Genomic DNA, 16,709 nt, shown 5'->3' on the forward strand with positions numbered 1-16,709 from the left:
GTGACCAGCCGTCAGCGACGACAGTCCGACCACGCCGGCGACGGCCAGAGCTCCTGCGGGTCACCGCCGCGAGGTCAGCGCAGCCCGCCGACCGCCGCCATCACCGCGTCGGCGACCGCCTCCGCATGCTCCTCCGGCGTAGTCTCCACCTGCGCGGCTACCCCCGCCACCACTCCGCCACCGCAGCCCGCCGCCCCACCGCCCGCCACCGCGACGGCACCCCACCGCCGCCGCGATCCGCCGCCTCAACCGGCGACGGTGGAGTCCAGTCCGCCGCAGGGACCTCCAGCTCGACCCTTGCCCGAGCCCCACACCGCGGACACGCCAGCAGCTGCCCGCCGACCCCGGGGCCGGCCTGCCACGAGCCGCTGCTCGCTGTCACCGCGGAGAACTGCAACCGCCTTCATCATCAACCTGCCTTCTTGTCGTGGAGCTGGACATGCTCGCTGGACGACGATCCGCCGTCACCTGATGGCGTGCCCGCGCATCCTGTGTCAGGCCGCCCAACCGGAGATCAATGATCACCGGTTCGGACACAGGTGTTCAACCGCTGCGCTCCCGGCACTTCCGCGCCAGCGGGCCGTCGACAGGTCCATCAGCCGCCCGCGTGAAAGCCCCGCCGGTCGTGCCGGGCCGGGTGATGTGTGGCGTCCGTGATGGAGCCTCCGGGACTATGAAAGCACGCGATCGTCGGTCAAAGGACCCAGGGTTTCGGGCGCTTCCCAGGCGGTCAGCTGCCGCTCAGGGTCGGTTTCCTAATGCGCGAACGTGTTGATCAGGTCGGCGAGGGCTTGCCGGTCCTCGCGGGGCAGCCAGATCTTCGCCGGCGTTTCCGGGGCGGCCGGTGTGGAGGGGCGCATGGGCACACGGTGACAGACCGTGGCGGGTCGTGTACGGCGGTCGGCGAACCAGGCATGGGAGACAAGCGGGGGCAAGGGCGTCGTCTGGGTGTTGTCGGGCGGCGGTCTGTGGCGGGCCCTCATATATAGGTGTGCGCGTGACCCTGGCTTGACTCGGGCGTGAGGAGTGTGGCGTTCTCCTTACCCTCTGTTAGTACCCGCGATAACGTGACTTATCGCGGCTACACGAAACAAGATCGAAAAGGGTCTCCCGATGCACACCTTCCACCGCATCACCCCCCGGGCGAAGACCGAAGACACATGACCGAACTTGTCCCCGCGATCCGGCCCGGCCACCTCCAGCCGGTCGACGGCCAGTCTTACACCGACGCCGACTTCACCATCAGCGACAGCACCCGCGTCCGGCTCGCCGACAGCGTCCCGCTCAACACCCGCCGCGCCTATGAACGGCAATGGCGGCTGTTCATCGACTGGTGCGCCGCCGCCGGCCGCGTCGCACTGCCCGCCACCGCCCAGACCTACACCGACTACGTCTCCCACCTCGCCGACAGCGGCATGGCACCCGCCACCATCGAACAGGCCATGGGCGCCATCCGCAGCTGCCACACCAGCGCCGGCCACGAAGGCCAGCCGCACAGCAAGGCCGCGCTGCGCGTCCTGCGCCAGTACAAACGCCGCCGCGCCGAGAACGGCCAGCGCCACCAGCGCGAAGCACCGCCCGTCACCATCGACGTCCTCAAGGCCATGATCGGCACCTGCGACACCAGGACCATCAGCGGCATCCGCGACCGCCTCGTCTTCATCCTTGGCCTGGCCGTCATGGGCCGCCGCAGCGAGCTCGTCGCCCTCAACCGAGACGACGTCATCGTGGTCGCCGACGGCCTCGAGGTCACCATCCGCACCAGCAAGACCGACAAGGAAAGCCGCGGCGAGACCATCGCCGTACCGCGCGGCAAGCATCCCCTCACCGACCCGGTCGACGCCTACCTTTCCTGGACGCGCGTGCTCGACGAGGCTGGCCACCGCGGCGGCCGGCTGCTGCGTCGTCTGTACGTGCACGACACCATCGGCCGCTCGCTCGGCGCCGACGCCGTTAACGAAATCGTCCGCACAGCAGCCCGGCGGGCCGCTGTTCCCCGCGCCGGCGAGTACACGGCGCACAGCCTGCGCGTAGGCGGCGCTACCGTCGCCTACGCAGCAGGAGTCCCGGTGTCCGTCATCGCCAAGCATGGACGCTGGTCGCCGACTTCTCCCGTCCTGCTCCGCTACATCCGTCCCGTTGACCGCTGGCGTGACAACGCCATGCGTGACGTCGGCCTCTAACCCTCACCCGAAGGAGCGTTCATGTCCCCCACATCCGAAGACGGCCCCCGCACCACGGCTCAGGACCTGAACCTGACGCAGCCGATCACGAGGCTTCGCAGGCTCAGGGCGGTCCTCCGGAAAGCTGCCAGCAAAACCGACGTGCTCGCGGCGGATCTGATCAGCCAGCTCAAGGGGATGGAGACGACGCTGACGGCGTACCTCATAGCGGGAGTGGCGCCCCGCGAGACGGTGGACAGGGCCGAAGCCCTCATCGAAGCCGCCTCCCAGCATCTGGAGATGCTGGGGTGGCGGCAGGAGGACGGCCTGGTCGTGGAAGTACAGGGGCAAGACCGTATGACGGACGAAAACGGGGAGCCGGACTCCGGTCTGCTGGACCTGGTGCCCGACCTCGCTTCGCCGGAACGTCTGCGCCACCTGGTCAAGAGGCACCAAGCCGGCGCCGCTTCGCTCGCTGAGAATCGGTTCGCCAATGCGGTCGTGCACGCCCAGATCGAAGGCGGGCCGGGCGCGAAGTCGGTCGTCGCGCTGTACCTGGACAACGACGAGGACTACTTCGGGGTGCGTGAGGCGCTGGAGGCTGCCCTCGACGTCTTCGGCCTGGAGGTCGACCACGAGTTCCCGCCTGTTCGGGGGTCGATCTGGCAGGCGTTTGTGGCCGCGTTCAAGCGGGAGACGACGCCAGAGGGAGTTGATGGGGCCGTCGGTGTCGCGCGAGCCGGTGCTGAGGCTCGCTGGTACGGCGAGCCTCAGTCTCAGATCACCAAGGCTCAGGCGGAAGCGATCGCGGCCATCCTGCAGTCGCTGGAGGGCACGGACAACGCTCTGCTCCACTTCAGCAACATGCTCATCTTGAAGATCGACGGTGTTCCCCTGGTGCGGGAACTGTCTCCGGAGCAGGTCGAACGCTTGACGAAGAATCCGGGTCTGTTCACCGATCCGCGGAGGGCGCTGCAGGCGCTCGATGAGGGTGAGTGGGCCGCTCAGAGGGCTGGCGGGGAACCGGGGCAGCAGGCCATCACGTCGTGAAGGCTCAGCAGACCGGACACCTCGAAGGCTGCCGGTTCGCGCTCGGCCATGCTGACCCGCGCACGACCCAAGGCTACGACCGGGCGGACGAGGCACCTGAGGCCGACCCTTCCACAAGGTCGCGGTCGCCATCGCGGCCGCCGCGGTGGAGGTGAGGCGATGACGTTCATCCCTGACGGGGGAGATCCGGCGCCACGGCCACATCGGGCCTCTCCCGGCGCCGACGCCGTCATCGTCGTCGGCGAGCTGGCCCGGTGCGGGGGTCATCCACCGCCCACGAGTACACCGCCCACAGCCCGCGGGGCGGCGCCGCCCTGGCACCATGAACAGCTCCCAGCCACCTCCCGACATCTCCCGACGCCGGTAGTTGGACGACCCGTCCAGCGATAGCCGACCATCTCCCCGAAGAGGCTTGCCTCGCACCGTCACGTGGTCATACGGTCACGCACAGCAACGGCAAAGCGAAGGGAGATCAACATGGGCAAGCACGAAGGCGGCAAGAAGGAGACGTTCACTCCGTTCAAGCCGGACAAGGACCAGTCGCGCGATGGCGCCGGCGACGGGGGAGGCACGCGGGAGAAGCCCGCCGACGGCGGCAAAAAGTGACCGACCTCGGGCAGCTGCTCGACGTCATGATCGCCCGGATCGAAACGGTGCGGGCGCCGGTCGAGAGCAGGATCGAGCGCGCTCTGCGGTCGGTACCGCGACACGAGTACGTTCCACCGCTGGTGTTGATCGCGGAGGACGACCGGCCGCCGTTCGTGATCGACCGGGACACCGACCCGGACCGGTGGCTGCGCAGCGTCTACACCGAGACGGCGCTCGTGACGCAGCTCGACGACGGCGCGACCGATCTGCGTGACATGGACGGCAGTTACAGCTCGTCGTCGTCGGCGCCCGCGACGGTCGCCGACCTGCTCGAACTGCTTGACCCCCGGCCTGGTGACCGGGTGCTGGAAGTCGGCACCGGCACCGGGTGGACGGCGGCGCTGCTCTGCCATCTGGCGGGGGAGCAGAACGTGACCTCGGTGGAGGTGGACCCGTCCATCGGCGAGGCGGCGGCGAAGAACCTCGCCGCGGCGGGTCTACGCCCGCATCTGGTCGTCGGTGACGGCGCCGAGGGAGTCGCCGGGCGTGCGCCGTTCGACCGCGTGCACGTCACGTGCGCCGTGCGGACGGTGCCGTACGCCTGGGTCGAGCAGTGCCGGCTTGGGGCGGTGATCGTCACGCCGATGCGGATGGGAGTCGGCGACGGGCATGTGCTGCGGCTGGTCGTGCTGCCGGACGGCACCGCGCAAGGCGGGTTCCGCGAGTACGCCTCCTACATGTCGTACTCGCGGCTCGCCGACGCCTACGACGATCCGGCCCTGCGGCCGCCATGGGACGACGACCGGGATGAGGACGAGGAGATGAGCACGCTGGAGGCGTCCGCGTGGAGTGAGATGCGGAACCTGCCGCCGATGCCCGCGGCCTGGTTCGCCGAGCCCACCCCGGCGGAGCTGCCACCCGGCTCGGGCGGGGTCCACTACGCGGCCGGCCGCATCTACGGGTGGGTCGCCCAGCGCGGAGTGCCGCACGAGGCTTTCCCGGCCGCAACCTGACGATCGAGAGCTTGGGCCCGATCGACACCACGGCGTTCCTGCGCACCAGGTTCCAGCTCGACGACGGCTCGACGGTGAAGGTGGGGGCGTTCACGATGAACGCCGGCCACCACCGCGACGGCGCCGAGTGCGAGACAGCCGCCTGCCAGTTCGACGACACCAGGACGGTGGCGGGAATCGTCACGGTCGGGATGAGCGACGGCGGCCTGTGGTTCAGCGGGGCCGCTGCCCCCTGGCTCAGCGAGTGGGACCGGATGGTGTTCACCGCTTGCCAGCCCAGCTACCACATGCGCCAGGAACGGAACGGGAAATGGGCGCTGCGTGCCGTGCTCAGCGTGCCGGTGCCTGGGCATCCGTCCCGGCTCGCCGCCAGCGCGGTGGTCGAACGGGCGAACATGGCGCTGGCCGCCTCCGCCGCTGCTCCGCCGGGGGAGCAGCCGGTCGCCGGGCTCGACGTGGCCGCGCTGGCCGCCGCTCTGGCTCCGGCGGTGGCCGTGGAACTGGAGCGGCTCGCGGCCCGGCAGGCGGAGGTGGCGAAGCTGTCCGAGCGGCTGGCCCCGGCGCGGGCGCAGATCGCGGCCACGATGACAGAAAAGATCAAGACGATGGGGGCTGCGTGATGGGATGCGGATGCAACAAAGGACGACCGCAGTTCGAGGTGGTCACGGCCGACAACAAGGTGGTCTACAGCTCGACGAGCAAGACCACGGCTGACCAGGTCGCTAAGCGCTACGACGGCGCCACGGTACGGCCGAAAGAGACCGCGAAGCCCGCTACGTGAGCTGCCCAGGTCCGCTCATCTGGTACGACGCACCAGACGGCGGGATCTTGGAGTGTGCGCGGCAAGGCTGCGGCTACTTCGTCACGACGGGAACATCAATGACGAGCGCCACCACGAGACCCCGCTGCTGAGAGAGGGAATCGCCGCCTGAACTCGGGCGGATCGACGGTGTCAACCCCCGCGGGGCGAGCGCCCCCTGGGGGTTTGTCGTATCTGCTCCCGGTGCGGTGTGGCCCTGCCCTACGCTCAGAGCGTGTCAAAAAGGCTACTGTTCGTATCCGCCCTCGGGGCGGTCCTCGGGGCGGCGTGGGTATGGCATCGGACCCGCCCGCCTCTTTCGCTGGCGGACGCTGAACATCTGGCGCTGAGCGTGCGGGTCGCCGATCCGCGGTGCAGGGAGGGCGACTGCGGCGTCTACTACTGCCCAGAGGCCGATGAGGTGGAGTGCCCGACGCACGGTGGCTTCGACCTGTGCTGCTGCGCCCCGAGACGGCATGTGCCGCTGACGGCCGGGGACTACGATTCGGCCGACGCCTGACCGGGGTGAGGGTCAGAAGAGGGTCGCGTGCACCCGTGCGGGCAGCTGCCGGCGTGAGATCAGACGTAGGCAGCGCCGGCAGTTGACCGGTGCGTCGGACGAGCGCAGCCTCCGGGGGTCCCATCCGGCGATGCCCGTGTGGCAGGCCGGGGCGGGAAGCTCCTCGTCGTAGCGATCCACGCTGGTGCCCGCCAGATGGACGGTGCGCGAGCCCTCGACGCGCACAGCGGGCGCCGCCTGTCCGGCGGCGGACCGGTCGACAATGGCGCCGGTCAGCACGGGCGCGTTCAAGGCTTTAGCCTTCATATAAAAACAATACCAAGATCGATATTAGTTGTGGTGACTATCCGACCGTTTGTCACCGCCTCTGCTTTCGGGCCCGCCAAACGAGATTGCGGCGCATTTTCCGGTCGCGTAATGCTTGACGTCGCTCGGCTTCCGAACGCTCTGCCAGCGCGCGTGTCACCTGCTGGGCAACTAGTGCCGCTACATGAGCGCTGTTCAAGGTCTCCGTTGACTCCCGACGGCTCATACGTGCAGCCCACAGAACCTCGCATGCCCACGCAAACAGCGATGTCGCAAGGCCGATCCACAGACCGGACCAGAACGTCGATCGGCTGGCTGCCTTCTCCGCCCGAATATCAGTGAACGTTCCATACTGAGCAGGCAATCCTCTCCACGTGGTGCCTGGGGCTTCGCGGGTGGCGCTCCACTCGAGATCGGGGCCGGTATAGCGTTCCGAGACTGATTCCGCCTTGAACGGGCCATGGTCTGCTGCTGCCTGAACAGACCAGGACGCCGATAATCCTGACGGCGCTGATCTATCTCCGAACAGAAAGATCCCGGGCAAGCGTACATCCACAGTCGAGCCAGCTCGGGCGGCCAGCCTGCCATGCAGGAACACTCGCAAATCCAGCGTGCGATCCGCTCCGGTGCCGCATGCATCCACATTCACCCTGTATCGCCCAGCGGCGGGTCGCTGCTGGGGGGGCCTGAAGGTGAGGTTGGTCCGCTCGTAATAGATCTTGCTGAATGGCACGCCATTGAAGTCCACGGCCACTTGCACACAGGAGAAAGTCGTGCCTGCGTCCGGCGCTTCCGTACCGATCTGCAGCAACATCTCATCACCAGTAGGGCTCACCATTCCCACAACGCTCACCGGGTGTGGCTTCCCCCCAACTGCAAGGTGAATTTCGCCGGGATGGGCAGCCTCAGCGAAAGCGGGAACGGCATCGTTGTATTGAGCCAGCCCGAGCGCTCCCGTGAGGCCCGCCGCCAGAAAAAGTGGTACGCACAACGAACTGGAACGGCTGTAACGAGGCTCGGGCCGTCCTTCCTGAAGGTTCCTCTCGCTCCGTCGAAGGGCACGACGGAGTATTCGCCGGGGATGAAGGGGGATGAGCCGCACATACGCGATCATGCCGCAGCACTATGGGGCCTGTCCCCGGAACTGTAGTCCTGGAGCCGCGTCATGATCGCTGCAGCATGGTGGTGCCGCGTCGACGCTGACGTGGCGACGCTTGGCCACAAGACCAACGACGCGTTGTCCACACAATGCTGTCCGCAGTGAGGGCAGGTCATACCGGGATGGTGGCCGGCAGGCCGGGAGCGCGCAGGCGCAGGGTGGCCAGGGCGGGCAGGGCCGCCAGCGCGGCGGCGAGCAGCAGGGCGGTGGCGGGAGCCGTCAGCGACAGCAGGGCCAGGGCGACGGCCGCCACCCCGGCCACGGCCTTCGCGCTGTAGACCACGGCGTGGATCTCGCCGACGCGCTCGACGCCGAAGAACTCCCGCACCAGGCTGGCGACGAGCGGGTAGAACGCGCCGCCGCCCAGCCCGGCGGCGACGGCCCCCAGCCACAGCAGCGGCCCGCCCGCCTGCGCCAGCCCGGCCGCCTCCGCCACCAGCCCCACCTCGGGTACGAGTCCCGCTCCCGGAGGGAGGGTCGCCCCGGTGCCCAGCGCCGTGCCGGTGCCCAGCGCTGGGTCGGTCACCGGGGTGAGGCCGGTCGCGGCCGACCGGCCGGCGGCGACCAGGCCCGTCGTGGCGTCCTGCATGGCGGCCAGCAGGAGGACCTGGCCGGCGGCGAGCACGGTCAGCACGGCGGCCAGCACCCGCCTGCGGCCGAACAGCTCCGAGCAGCGCATGGCCAGTGACCGGCCCACGCCGTTGAGTGCCACCATGACGGCCAGCGCGGCCCACGAGCCGGTGACCGCCACCGCGACCACGTCGAACAGCGACACGGCGCCCGCGCAGGCCAGGATCACCGCGAGCGCGGGCAGCGCGCGCGTGCGCAGCGCCTGGGCCAGGCCGAACTGCTTGACCGCCACGGGGTTGCGGCGCAGGACCGCCGCGTCCAGCGCGTGCGTCCTCGGCTCCACGGTGTCGGGCCACCACCGGCGCGGAGGCAGCCGCAGCGCCCAGGCCGCCGCCCCGATGGCCGCCGCCGCGAGCACCGCGGCGACCACGAAGGCGGGCAGCACCGCGCCCGGCGCCAGCCCCACCCACACCAGCATGGGCACCGCGCCGTAGCCGAAGGCGCCGGTCACCAGGCTGACCTGGGCGGCGGGCCGTTCGGGATACCAGGAGGATACGACCTCGCTGCAGACCCCGTAGACGATGCCCGCACCCAGCCCGCCGAGCACGGCGTACCCGAGCAGCCCGCCCAGGAGGTCGGCGGTCGGAAAAGCGGACGAGGCGCCGGCGTCCCCGGCCAGGGCGGCCGGTGTGGCGCCGACCGTGGCACCGGTCGGGGGGCCGGTCAGGGCGATGGTCAGGAGGCCGATGGCGCTGAGGGCGGCGCCGATGGCCAGGGCCGCGCGGACCGGCAGGCGGCCGCGGCGGACGAGCCGGATGGCCGGCAGCGCGCCGGCGGCCTGGCAGACCAGGCAGGCGGCCAGCAGAAACAGGGTGGGAGCGTCTCTGGCCAGCAGCGCGGCGAAGCCGTACTGGAGAGGGCTGATGGCGGCCATCGCCGCCAGCGCGAGCCAGAGCATCCGGGTGCGGTCGCGGGGGACGGGGCCGACGAGATAGGACCGCCCGCGCCAGTCCCTGATTACTGCTGCATTCTCCATACTGTATGGAATATCCAGGAACTAGCCCGCTGTCGAGACCTAGACGAAGGATATTCCATACGGTATACCGTCTACAAAGGAGGCTCAAATGGACCTGTACGAATATCAGGCGAAGGAGCTCTTCGGGCGCCACGGGATCCCGATCCCGCCGGGCAGAGTCGCGGCCACCCCTGAGGAGGCCGGGGCGGTCGCGGCCGAGCTGGGTGTGCCCGTCGTGATCAAGGCCCAGGTGAAGACCGGTGGCCGGGGCAAGGCGGGCGGGATCAAGGTGGCGGCCGGGCCCGCGAGCGCCGAGGAGGAGGCCACCGGCATCCTCGGGATGGACATCAAGGGACACCTCACGCGCACGGTGCTCGTCGAGGAGGCGACCGTGCCCTTCGAGGAGTACTACGCGGCCTTCCTGGTGGATCGCGCGCAGGGCGGTTTCCTGGCCATGGTGTCCGCCCAGGGCGGCATGGAGATCGAGGAACTGGCGGAGACCGACCCCGACGCCATCGTGCGGCTGCCGATCGACCCGGTGACCGGAGTGGACGCCGAGACCGCGCGCCTGCTCGTGGCCAAGGCCGGGCTGCCGGAAGCGGTGGCGCCGGTCCTGGAGCGCCTCTGGCAGGTGATGGTCGAGGAGGACGCCCTGCTCGTCGAGGTGAACCCGCTGATCCGCACCACCGACCAGCGGATCGTGGCCCTCGACGGCAAGGTCACCCTCGACGACGCCGCCGCCTTCCGGCACTCCTGGGCGTACGCCGAGGTTTCTGATGGGTTGGAGGACCAGGCCAGGGCCAAGGGGCTCAACTATGTCAAGCTCGACGGCCGGGTCGGCGTCATCGGCAACGGCGCGGGGCTGGTCATGAGCACGCTGGACGTGGTCGCCGGAGCGGGCGCGGCCCCGGCCAACTTCCTGGACATCGGCGGCGGCGCGTCCGCCAAGATCATGGCCGACGGGCTGGAGATCATCCTGGCCGACCCGGACGTGCGCTCGGTGCTGGTCAACGTCTTCGGCGGCATCACGACCTGCGACGCGGTGGCCAACGGCATCGTCACCGCACTCGAACTGCTCGGCGAGCGTGGCCTGGCCCGGCCCATCGTCGTGCGGCTGGACGGCAACAACGCCGAGGTCGGGCGGCGCATCCTCAGCGACGCCAGGCACCCGGTCGTCCGCCAGGTTTCCACCATGGACGGCGCCGCCGAGATGGCGGCCAGACTCGCGGCAGGTGTGTGATGGCGATCTTCCTGACCAAGGACAGCCGGGTGCTCGTCCAGGGCATGACGGGCGCGGAGGGCAGCCGGCACACCGCCCGCATGCTCGCGGCCGGCACGGAGGTGGTGGCCGGCGTGACGCCGGGCAAGGGCGGCCGGTCGGTCGACTTCGGCGAGCGCTCGGTGCCCGTTTTCGGCTCGGTGGCCGAGGCGATGGCCGAGACCGGGGCCGACGTGTCGGTGGTGTTCGTGCCGCCGCGCTTCACCCGCTCCGCCGTCGAGGAGGCAGTCACGGCGGACATCCCGTTGTGCGTGGTCATCACCGAGGGTGTGCCGGTGCACGACGCGGTCCGCTTCCGCGCGCTCGCCGCCGGACGCACCAGGATCATCGGGCCGAACTGCCCCGGGCTGATCAGCCCCGGCCAGTCGTCGGCCGGCATCATCCCCGCCGACATCACCTCCTCCGGGCGCATCGGGCTGGTCTCCAAGTCGGGCACGCTGACGTACCAGCTCATGTACGAGCTGCGCGACCTGGGCTTCTCCACGGCCGTCGGGATCGGCGGCGACCCGGTCATCGGCACCACCCACATCGACTGCCTCCAGGCCTTCCAGGAGGACCCGGCGACCGACGCGATCGTGATGATCGGCGAGATCGGCGGCGACGCCGAGGAGCGGGCTGCCGCCTACATCGAGCAGCACGTCACCAAGCCGGTCGTCGCCTACGTGGCCGGGTTCACCGCCCCCGAGGGCAAGACCATGGGCCACGCGGGCGCGATCGTGTCCGGCTCGTCCGGCACCGCCCAGGCCAAGAAGGAGGCGCTGGAGGCGGTCGGCGTCCGGGTCGGGCGAACCCCTTCGGAGACGGCCAGGCTCATGCGCTCGGCCCTGGGCAGGGCGGCCGCATGAGGTTCGACGTCAACCTCTCGATCCTGTTCACCGACCTGCCGCTGCTGGAGCGGCCGGCCGCCGCCGCCAAGGCCGGGTTCGACGCGGTGGAGCTGTGGTGGCCGTTCGACACGCCGGAGCCCGCGGCGGCCGAGCTGCGGGCGTTCGTCGACGCCGTTCAGGACGCCGGCGTCGACCTCGTCGGGCTGAACTTCTACGCCGGCGACATGGCCGCGGGCGATCGCGGGATGCTGGCCAGGCCGGACGGCTCGGCCGGGTTCGTGGCCAACATCGACGTCGCGGTCGCCCTGGCGGGCGAGCTGGGCTGCGAGGTGCTCAACGCGCTGTACGGCAACGGCCCGGAGGTCGACAGGGACCTGGCCGTGGCGAACCTGAGGCGGGCGGCGGACGCGGCGGCCGGGATCGGCGCGACCGTGGTGGTCGAAGCCGTCAACTCCCACGACAACCCGCACTATCCCATCACCTCCTCCGGCGCGGCCTTCGCCCTGATCGACGAGGTGGACAGGGCGAACGTCGGCTTCCTGGCCGACCTCTACCACCTGCACCGGATGGGCGAGGACGTGCTCGCCCTCATCGACGCGCACGTCGACCGGTTCGTCCACGTGCAGATCGCCGACGACCCCGGCCGGGGTCAACCCGGCAGCGGGCGGATGCCGTACCAGGAGATCTTCTCGCGGCTGGAGGCCGCGGGCTATCGCGGTCACATCGGGCTGGAGTACCGGCACGAGGGGCCAGGAGCGTTCGCTTGGAGGCAGCGATGAGTATCGGTTTCGTCGGCCTGGGGATCATGGGCAGCCCGATGGCGGCCAACCTCGTCACGGCCGGACACGAGGTGACCGGCTACGACGTGAGCGCCGAGCGGATCGCGCAGCTCGAATCCATCGGCGGCAAGGGCGCGTCCAGCGTGGCCGAGGCGGTCGCGGGGGCGGACGTGGTGATCACCATGCTGCCCGACTCGCCGCAGGTCGAGCAGGTCGCCCCCGACGTCGTCGAGCACGGCCGCCCCGGCCTGCTCTACCTGGACATGAGCACGATCAGGCCGGAGACCTCGCGCTGGGCCGCGCGGCTGGCCGCCGGCCGGGGCATCCGCGCGCTGGACGCCCCGGTCAGCGGCGGGGAGCGCGGCGCGATCGAGCGGACACTCTCGATCATGGTCGGCGGCGCGGCCGAGGACGTCGAGGCGGCCAGGCCGGTCCTCGAAGCGCTCGGCACCACGATCGTGCACGTCGGCCCCTCGGGCGCGGGGCAGACCGTGAAGGCGGCCAACCAGCTCGTCGTCGGCGGCATCTACGGCCTGGTGGCCGAGGCGATCGTGCTCCTGGAGGCCTCGGGCGTGGACCCGGTGGCGGGCCTGGACGTGCTCGCGGGCGGCCTGGCGGGCTCCAGGATCCTCGACCTCAAACGGCACACCATGATCGAGCGCGAGTTCACCCCCGGCTTCCGCATCGACCTGCACCACAAGGACATGGGCATCGCCGTCGCGGCGGCCCGGGAGGCCGGCGTCTCCTTGCCGCTCACCGGCCAGGTCGCCCAGCTCGTCGCCGCGGCCAGAGCCCAGGGCCACGGCTCACTCGACCACTCCGCGCTGCTCAAGGTGATCGAAAGGCTCAACTCATGAAACGTGTTCCGTGCATGGAGGCCGTGGTCGCGGTGCTGGAGTCGGAGGGGGTGGACACCGTCTTCGGCATCCCCGGGGCCGCCATCCTGCCCTTCTACGCGGCGCTTCAGCACAGCTCGATCAAGCACATCACGGTGCGCCACGAAGAGGGCGGCACGCACGCGGCCGACGGCTGGTCCAGGGTGACCGGCAACGTCGGCGTCTGCGTGGGCACCTCCGGGCCGGCCGGCACCAACATGATCACCGGCCTCTACACCGCGATGGCCGACTCGATCCCGATGATCTGCGTCACCGGCCAGGCCGCCACCAGCAAGCTGCACCAGGAGGCGTTCCAGGCGGTCGACATCGTGGAGATCGCCAAGCCGGTGACCAAGTGGGCGGTGCAGCTCAAGGAGCCGGCCCAGGCGCCCTGGGTGTTCCGCGAGGCGTTCCGGATCGCGCGCTCGGGCCGGCCGGGCCCGGTGCTCATCGACCTGCCGATCGACGTGCAGCGAGGCACCTGCCTGTACGACCCCGAGCTGGACGCGCCGCTGCCCGTCGAGGTGCGGCGGCCGCTGCCCCAGGCGGTGCGCGCGGCCGTGGACCTGCTCACCACGGCGAAACGGCCGATCATCCTGGCCGGTGGCGGTGTCATCATCGCCGACGCCGCCGACGAGTTGCGCGCGCTGGCCGAGCACCTCCAGGTGCCCGTGCAGGTGACGCTCATGGGCAAGGGCGCCTTCCCGGAGGACCATCCGCTGTTCGCCGGGATGGCCGGGATCCAGACCCAGACCCGGTGGGGCAACGCCGCGTTCCTGGACAGCGACCTCGTCCTGGCCGTGGGCGCGCGCTTCGGCGACCGGCACACCGGCGACCTCGACGTCTACCGCAAGGGCCGCCGCTTCATCCACGTGGACGTCGAGCCCACCCAGATCGGCCGGGTCTTCGAGCCCGACCTCGGTCTCGTCGGACACGCCAAGCCGGTGCTGGCCGAGCTGGCGGACGAGGCGCGCGCCCGCACCGGGGCCCGCGAACCCGGCAAGTGGGTGCGCAAGGTCGGCGAGCTGCGCCGCACGATGGCGCGCCGGGACGACTTCGACGACGTGCCGATCAAGCCGCCCAGGGTGTTCAAGGAGATCAACGAGCACTTCGGCAGGGACACCACCTTCGTCACCGCGATCGGCCTCTACCAGATCTGGTCCGGCCAGTTCCAGACGACCTACCTGCCCCGGCGCTACCTGGTCTGCGGCCAGGCCGGGCCGCTCGGCTGGGAGATCCCCGCCGCGCTGGGCGTCAAGTGCGCCTATCCCGAGCGCGACGTCGTGGTGGTCGTGGGCGACTACTCCTTCCAGTTCCTGATGGAGGAGATCGCGGTGGCCGCCCAGTACCGCATCCCGTTCGTCATCGTCATGATCAACAACGAGTACCTGGGGCTGATCAGACAGGCCGAGATCCCGTACGAGATGAACTTCGCCGTGGACCTGCACTACGGAGAGGGCGGTATCGACCATGTCAAGGCGATGGAGGCCTTCGGCTGCCCGGCGCGCAGGGTGGAGGTGCCCGGTGACCTCAGCGAAGCGCTGGCCTGGGCGTCGGCCGAGGCCGAACGCGAACAACTGCCGGTGCTCGTCGAGGTGATGGTGGAGCGCGAGGCCAACGCCGCCATGGGGCCCTCGCTGGAGGCGATCAAGGAGTTCGAGCCGCTGCCCGAGCTCATCAGCGTCGACTGGTCCGACTGAGGAGATTCCCTTGCAACTCAAACCTGGAACAGCCTGGCGGGACGCCTACGCGGGATGCCGTGCGGCGGCGCCCGAGGCCTTCCACGACGATCGGGTGCTCAACCACTGGGGTGGGTTCTGGCAGCGGGACGGGCGGCCCGTGCCGGTCTTCTCGCCGCTGGACGGCACCGCCATCGCCGGGCCGCCCCGGCTGGACCGGGCCGGCGCGGGCCGGGCCGTGGCGGGCGCGGTCGAGGAGCACCGGCAGTGGCGGCACCTGCCGCTGACCGAACGCAAGGCACGGGTCGCCGCGGCCGTGGAGTCCATGGCCGCGCACCGCGACCTGCTGGCCCTGCTGCTCGTCTGGGAGATCGGCAAGCCGTGGAAGACGGCCTGCGCCGACGTCGACCGCTGCCTGGACGGCGTGCGCTGGTACCTCAACGAGATCGACCGCATGGTCGACGGCCGCACGCCGCTGCCGGGGCCGGTCAGCAACATCGCCAGCTGGAACTATCCGATGAGCGTCCTCATGCACGCCATGCTCGTGCAGGCGCTGGCCGGCAACGCGGTCATCGCCAAGACGCCCACGGACGGCGGGCTGTGCTGCCTCACCCTCGCCACCGCGCTGGCCGTACGGGAAGGTCTGCCCTTCACGCTGGTCAGCGGGGGAGGGGCCGAGCTGTCACCGGTGCTGGTGGCGGGGCAGTCGCTCGGGTGCGTGTCGTTCGTGGGCGGCAGGGACGCGGGCGCCAACGTCGCGACCTCGCTGGCCGACCTGGAACGCAGGCACGTCCTGGAGCAGGAGGGGCTGAACGCGTGGGGGGTGTGGGAGTACTCCGGCTGGGAGGCGCTCGGCCGGCAGATCCGGGCCTCCTTCGACTACGGCAAACAGCGCTGCACCGCTTATCCGCGGTTCGTGGTGCAGCGGTCGCTGTTCCACGAGTTCCTCGGGGCCTACCTGTCGGCGGTCGGCTCGCTGCGCTTCGGGCATCCGCTCGCGGTCGCCGAGCCGGACGACCCGCTGCCGCAGCTGGACTTCGGGCCACTGATCAACGCCTCGAAGGCCAAGGAACTGGCCGACCAGGTGGACGAGGCCGTCGCGAGGGGCGGGGTGCCGATCCACCGGGCGTCCCTGGCTGACGGACATTTCCTGCCAGGTCAGGATATTTCGGCGTATGTGGCGCCGGTGGCGCTGCTGAACCCGCCCCGATCCTCACCGCTGTTCCACGCCGAGCCGTTCGGCCCGGTCGACACGATCGTGCTCGTGGACACCGAGGCGGAGCTGCTGGCCGCGATGAACGCCAGCAACGGCGCCCTGGTGGCCACCCTGTCCTGCGACGAGGAGGAGACCTTCGGCCGGCTCGCCCCCGACGTGCGGGCTTTCAAGGTCGGGCACAACCGGCCACGCTCCAGAGGCGACCGCGAGGAGCTGTTCGGCGGGCTCGGCGCCTCGTGGCGCGGCGCCTTCGTCGGCGGCGAACTGCTCGTCCGGGCCGCCACCCAGGGCCCCGACGGCGAGCGCCTGCCCGGCAACTTCCCGCACTACACGCTGCAGCCCGAAAGCCCGCTCGGCTAGACCAGCCAGAACCGGCTAGAACAGCCCGAACCGGGTCGCCACCACCAACACCAGGAAGGTCGACATGGCGACCCGCAGGAGCTTGCCGCTGACCTTGAGCGAAGGCCAGGACAGGTAGGCCAGCCAGACGATGAAGGCAAGCACCGGCAGCACGGCCACGCCGCCCAGCCAGTTGGTGACCACGAAACCGGTCAGCAGCAGGCCCACCATGACGGCAGGCGGCACCCACTTGGGCACCTGGGTGAACAGGAACGCCAGCGGCGTGGCGCTGCGCTGCTCCACGGCCTTGCGCAGCCCCGTCGCCCCGGGCGTGAAGAACTGCTCGCCCGGCGGCAGCGGGCGTTTCGGCCTCGCCCCCTTGTGGGCTGGCTGCTGGGCGCCCTGTTTGGCGCCCTGGGCCGGGCGCGGCTGGGCGAGCGGGTGCTTGCGGCGGTCGTCGTTGGTGGCCACGTGGCCGAGCCTAGCGGCCGAACGAATCGCCCCGTCGGTATGGATCCGTCTGACATCCTGTG

Annotated in this window: 17 protein-coding genes; 12 read left to right on the top strand and 5 right to left on the bottom strand. The window is 70.4% G+C overall.

All coding sequences use genetic code 11. The features are described from left to right. Nucleotides 1-74 precede the first annotated feature (74 nt). On the bottom strand, nucleotides 75-209 hold the full coding sequence (locus tag ACIBQX_RS28075; protein ID WP_397009548.1) for a hypothetical protein: 135 nt from the start codon (nucleotides 207-209) through the stop codon (nucleotides 75-77). A gap of 951 nt (nucleotides 210-1,160) precedes the next feature. On the opposite strand from ACIBQX_RS28075, the gene ACIBQX_RS28080 reads away from it, so the two are divergent. The 6 genes from ACIBQX_RS28080 to ACIBQX_RS28105 all read left to right on the top strand — a co-directional run bounded on the left by ACIBQX_RS28080 (nucleotide 1,161) and on the right by ACIBQX_RS28105 (nucleotide 6,132). Continuing rightward, on the top strand, nucleotides 1,161-2,183 hold the full coding sequence (locus ACIBQX_RS28080; RefSeq protein WP_397009550.1) for a tyrosine-type recombinase/integrase: 1,023 nt from the start codon (nucleotides 1,161-1,163) through the stop codon (nucleotides 2,181-2,183). Between the two features lie 21 nt (nucleotides 2,184-2,204). Next, nucleotides 2,205-3,212 (top strand): hypothetical protein, encoded by a 1,008-nt coding sequence (locus ACIBQX_RS28085; protein ID WP_397009552.1) that lies wholly within the window; start codon nucleotides 2,205-2,207, stop codon nucleotides 3,210-3,212. A gap of 477 nt (nucleotides 3,213-3,689) precedes the next feature. Continuing rightward, the gene (locus ACIBQX_RS28090; protein WP_397009554.1) at nucleotides 3,690-3,818 is read left to right on the top strand and encodes a hypothetical protein; all 129 of its coding nucleotides are present in this window, start codon (nucleotides 3,690-3,692) and stop codon (nucleotides 3,816-3,818) included. Beyond that, entirely contained in the window at nucleotides 3,815-4,813 is a 999-nt protein-coding gene (locus tag ACIBQX_RS28095; RefSeq protein WP_397009556.1) for a methyltransferase domain-containing protein, read from the top strand. Before ACIBQX_RS28090 ends, ACIBQX_RS28095 begins: the two co-directional genes overlap by 4 nt. Nucleotides 4,814-4,824: 11 nt before the next feature. Then, on the top strand, nucleotides 4,825-5,433 hold the full coding sequence (locus ACIBQX_RS28100) for a hypothetical protein (RefSeq protein ID WP_397009558.1): 609 nt from the start codon (nucleotides 4,825-4,827) through the stop codon (nucleotides 5,431-5,433). A 414-nt stretch (nucleotides 5,434-5,847) separates the two neighbouring features. Then, complete coding sequence (locus tag ACIBQX_RS28105; RefSeq protein ID WP_397009560.1) at nucleotides 5,848-6,132, top strand: hypothetical protein; 285 nt, start codon at nucleotides 5,848-5,850, stop codon at nucleotides 6,130-6,132. 12 nt (nucleotides 6,133-6,144) lie between these two features. Here ACIBQX_RS28105 and ACIBQX_RS28110 read toward each other — a convergent pair whose 3' ends face one another. From ACIBQX_RS28110 to ACIBQX_RS28120, 3 genes are all read right to left on the bottom strand, one after another. Then, a complete protein-coding gene (locus ACIBQX_RS28110; protein WP_397009562.1) occupies nucleotides 6,145-6,438 on the bottom strand; it encodes a hypothetical protein in 294 nt (97 codons plus the stop codon). 52 nt (nucleotides 6,439-6,490) lie between these two features. After that, on the bottom strand, nucleotides 6,491-7,252 hold the full coding sequence (locus ACIBQX_RS28115) for a hypothetical protein (protein ID WP_397009563.1): 762 nt from the start codon (nucleotides 7,250-7,252) through the stop codon (nucleotides 6,491-6,493). Between the two features lie 457 nt (nucleotides 7,253-7,709). Then, on the bottom strand, nucleotides 7,710-9,203 hold the full coding sequence (locus ACIBQX_RS28120; protein ID WP_397009565.1) for a hypothetical protein: 1,494 nt from the start codon (nucleotides 9,201-9,203) through the stop codon (nucleotides 7,710-7,712). Between the two features lie 88 nt (nucleotides 9,204-9,291). On the opposite strand from ACIBQX_RS28120, the gene sucC reads away from it, so the two are divergent. The 6 genes from sucC to ACIBQX_RS28150 are packed head-to-tail and all read left to right on the top strand — an operon-like array spanning nucleotide 9,292 to nucleotide 16,197. Beyond that, a complete protein-coding gene (gene sucC / locus ACIBQX_RS28125) occupies nucleotides 9,292-10,422 on the top strand; it encodes an ADP-forming succinate--CoA ligase subunit beta (protein ID WP_397009567.1) in 1,131 nt (376 codons plus the stop codon). Next, on the top strand, nucleotides 10,422-11,306 hold the full coding sequence (sucD, locus tag ACIBQX_RS28130) for a succinate--CoA ligase subunit alpha (RefSeq protein ID WP_397009569.1): 885 nt from the start codon (nucleotides 10,422-10,424) through the stop codon (nucleotides 11,304-11,306). The genes sucC and sucD overlap by 1 nt, the downstream gene beginning before the upstream one ends. Next, complete coding sequence (locus ACIBQX_RS28135; RefSeq protein ID WP_397009571.1) at nucleotides 11,303-12,067, top strand: hydroxypyruvate isomerase family protein; 765 nt, start codon at nucleotides 11,303-11,305, stop codon at nucleotides 12,065-12,067. Before sucD ends, ACIBQX_RS28135 begins: the two co-directional genes overlap by 4 nt. Beyond that, nucleotides 12,064-12,924, top strand: coding sequence for a 2-hydroxy-3-oxopropionate reductase (locus tag ACIBQX_RS28140; protein ID WP_397009573.1), 861 nt, complete (start codon nucleotides 12,064-12,066; stop codon nucleotides 12,922-12,924). The genes ACIBQX_RS28135 and ACIBQX_RS28140 overlap by 4 nt, the downstream gene beginning before the upstream one ends. After that, nucleotides 12,921-14,642 (top strand): glyoxylate carboligase, encoded by a 1,722-nt coding sequence (gcl, locus tag ACIBQX_RS28145; RefSeq protein WP_397009575.1) that lies wholly within the window; start codon nucleotides 12,921-12,923, stop codon nucleotides 14,640-14,642. The genes ACIBQX_RS28140 and gcl overlap by 4 nt, the downstream gene beginning before the upstream one ends. Before the next feature lie 4 nt (nucleotides 14,643-14,646). Then, a complete protein-coding gene (locus ACIBQX_RS28150; RefSeq protein ID WP_397009812.1) occupies nucleotides 14,647-16,197 on the top strand; it encodes an aldehyde dehydrogenase family protein in 1,551 nt (516 codons plus the stop codon). A 15-nt stretch (nucleotides 16,198-16,212) separates the two neighbouring features. On the opposite strand, the gene ACIBQX_RS28155 is transcribed toward ACIBQX_RS28150, so the two are convergent. After that, a complete protein-coding gene (locus ACIBQX_RS28155) occupies nucleotides 16,213-16,647 on the bottom strand; it encodes a DUF6703 family protein (protein ID WP_397009577.1) in 435 nt (144 codons plus the stop codon). Between the last annotated feature and the right edge of the window lie 62 nt (nucleotides 16,648-16,709).

Origin of the sequence: Nonomuraea sp. NPDC049714 (assembly GCF_044465295.1) — a bacterium.
In the GTDB taxonomy this organism is placed as follows: domain Bacteria; phylum Actinomycetota; class Actinomycetes; order Streptosporangiales; family Streptosporangiaceae; genus Nonomuraea.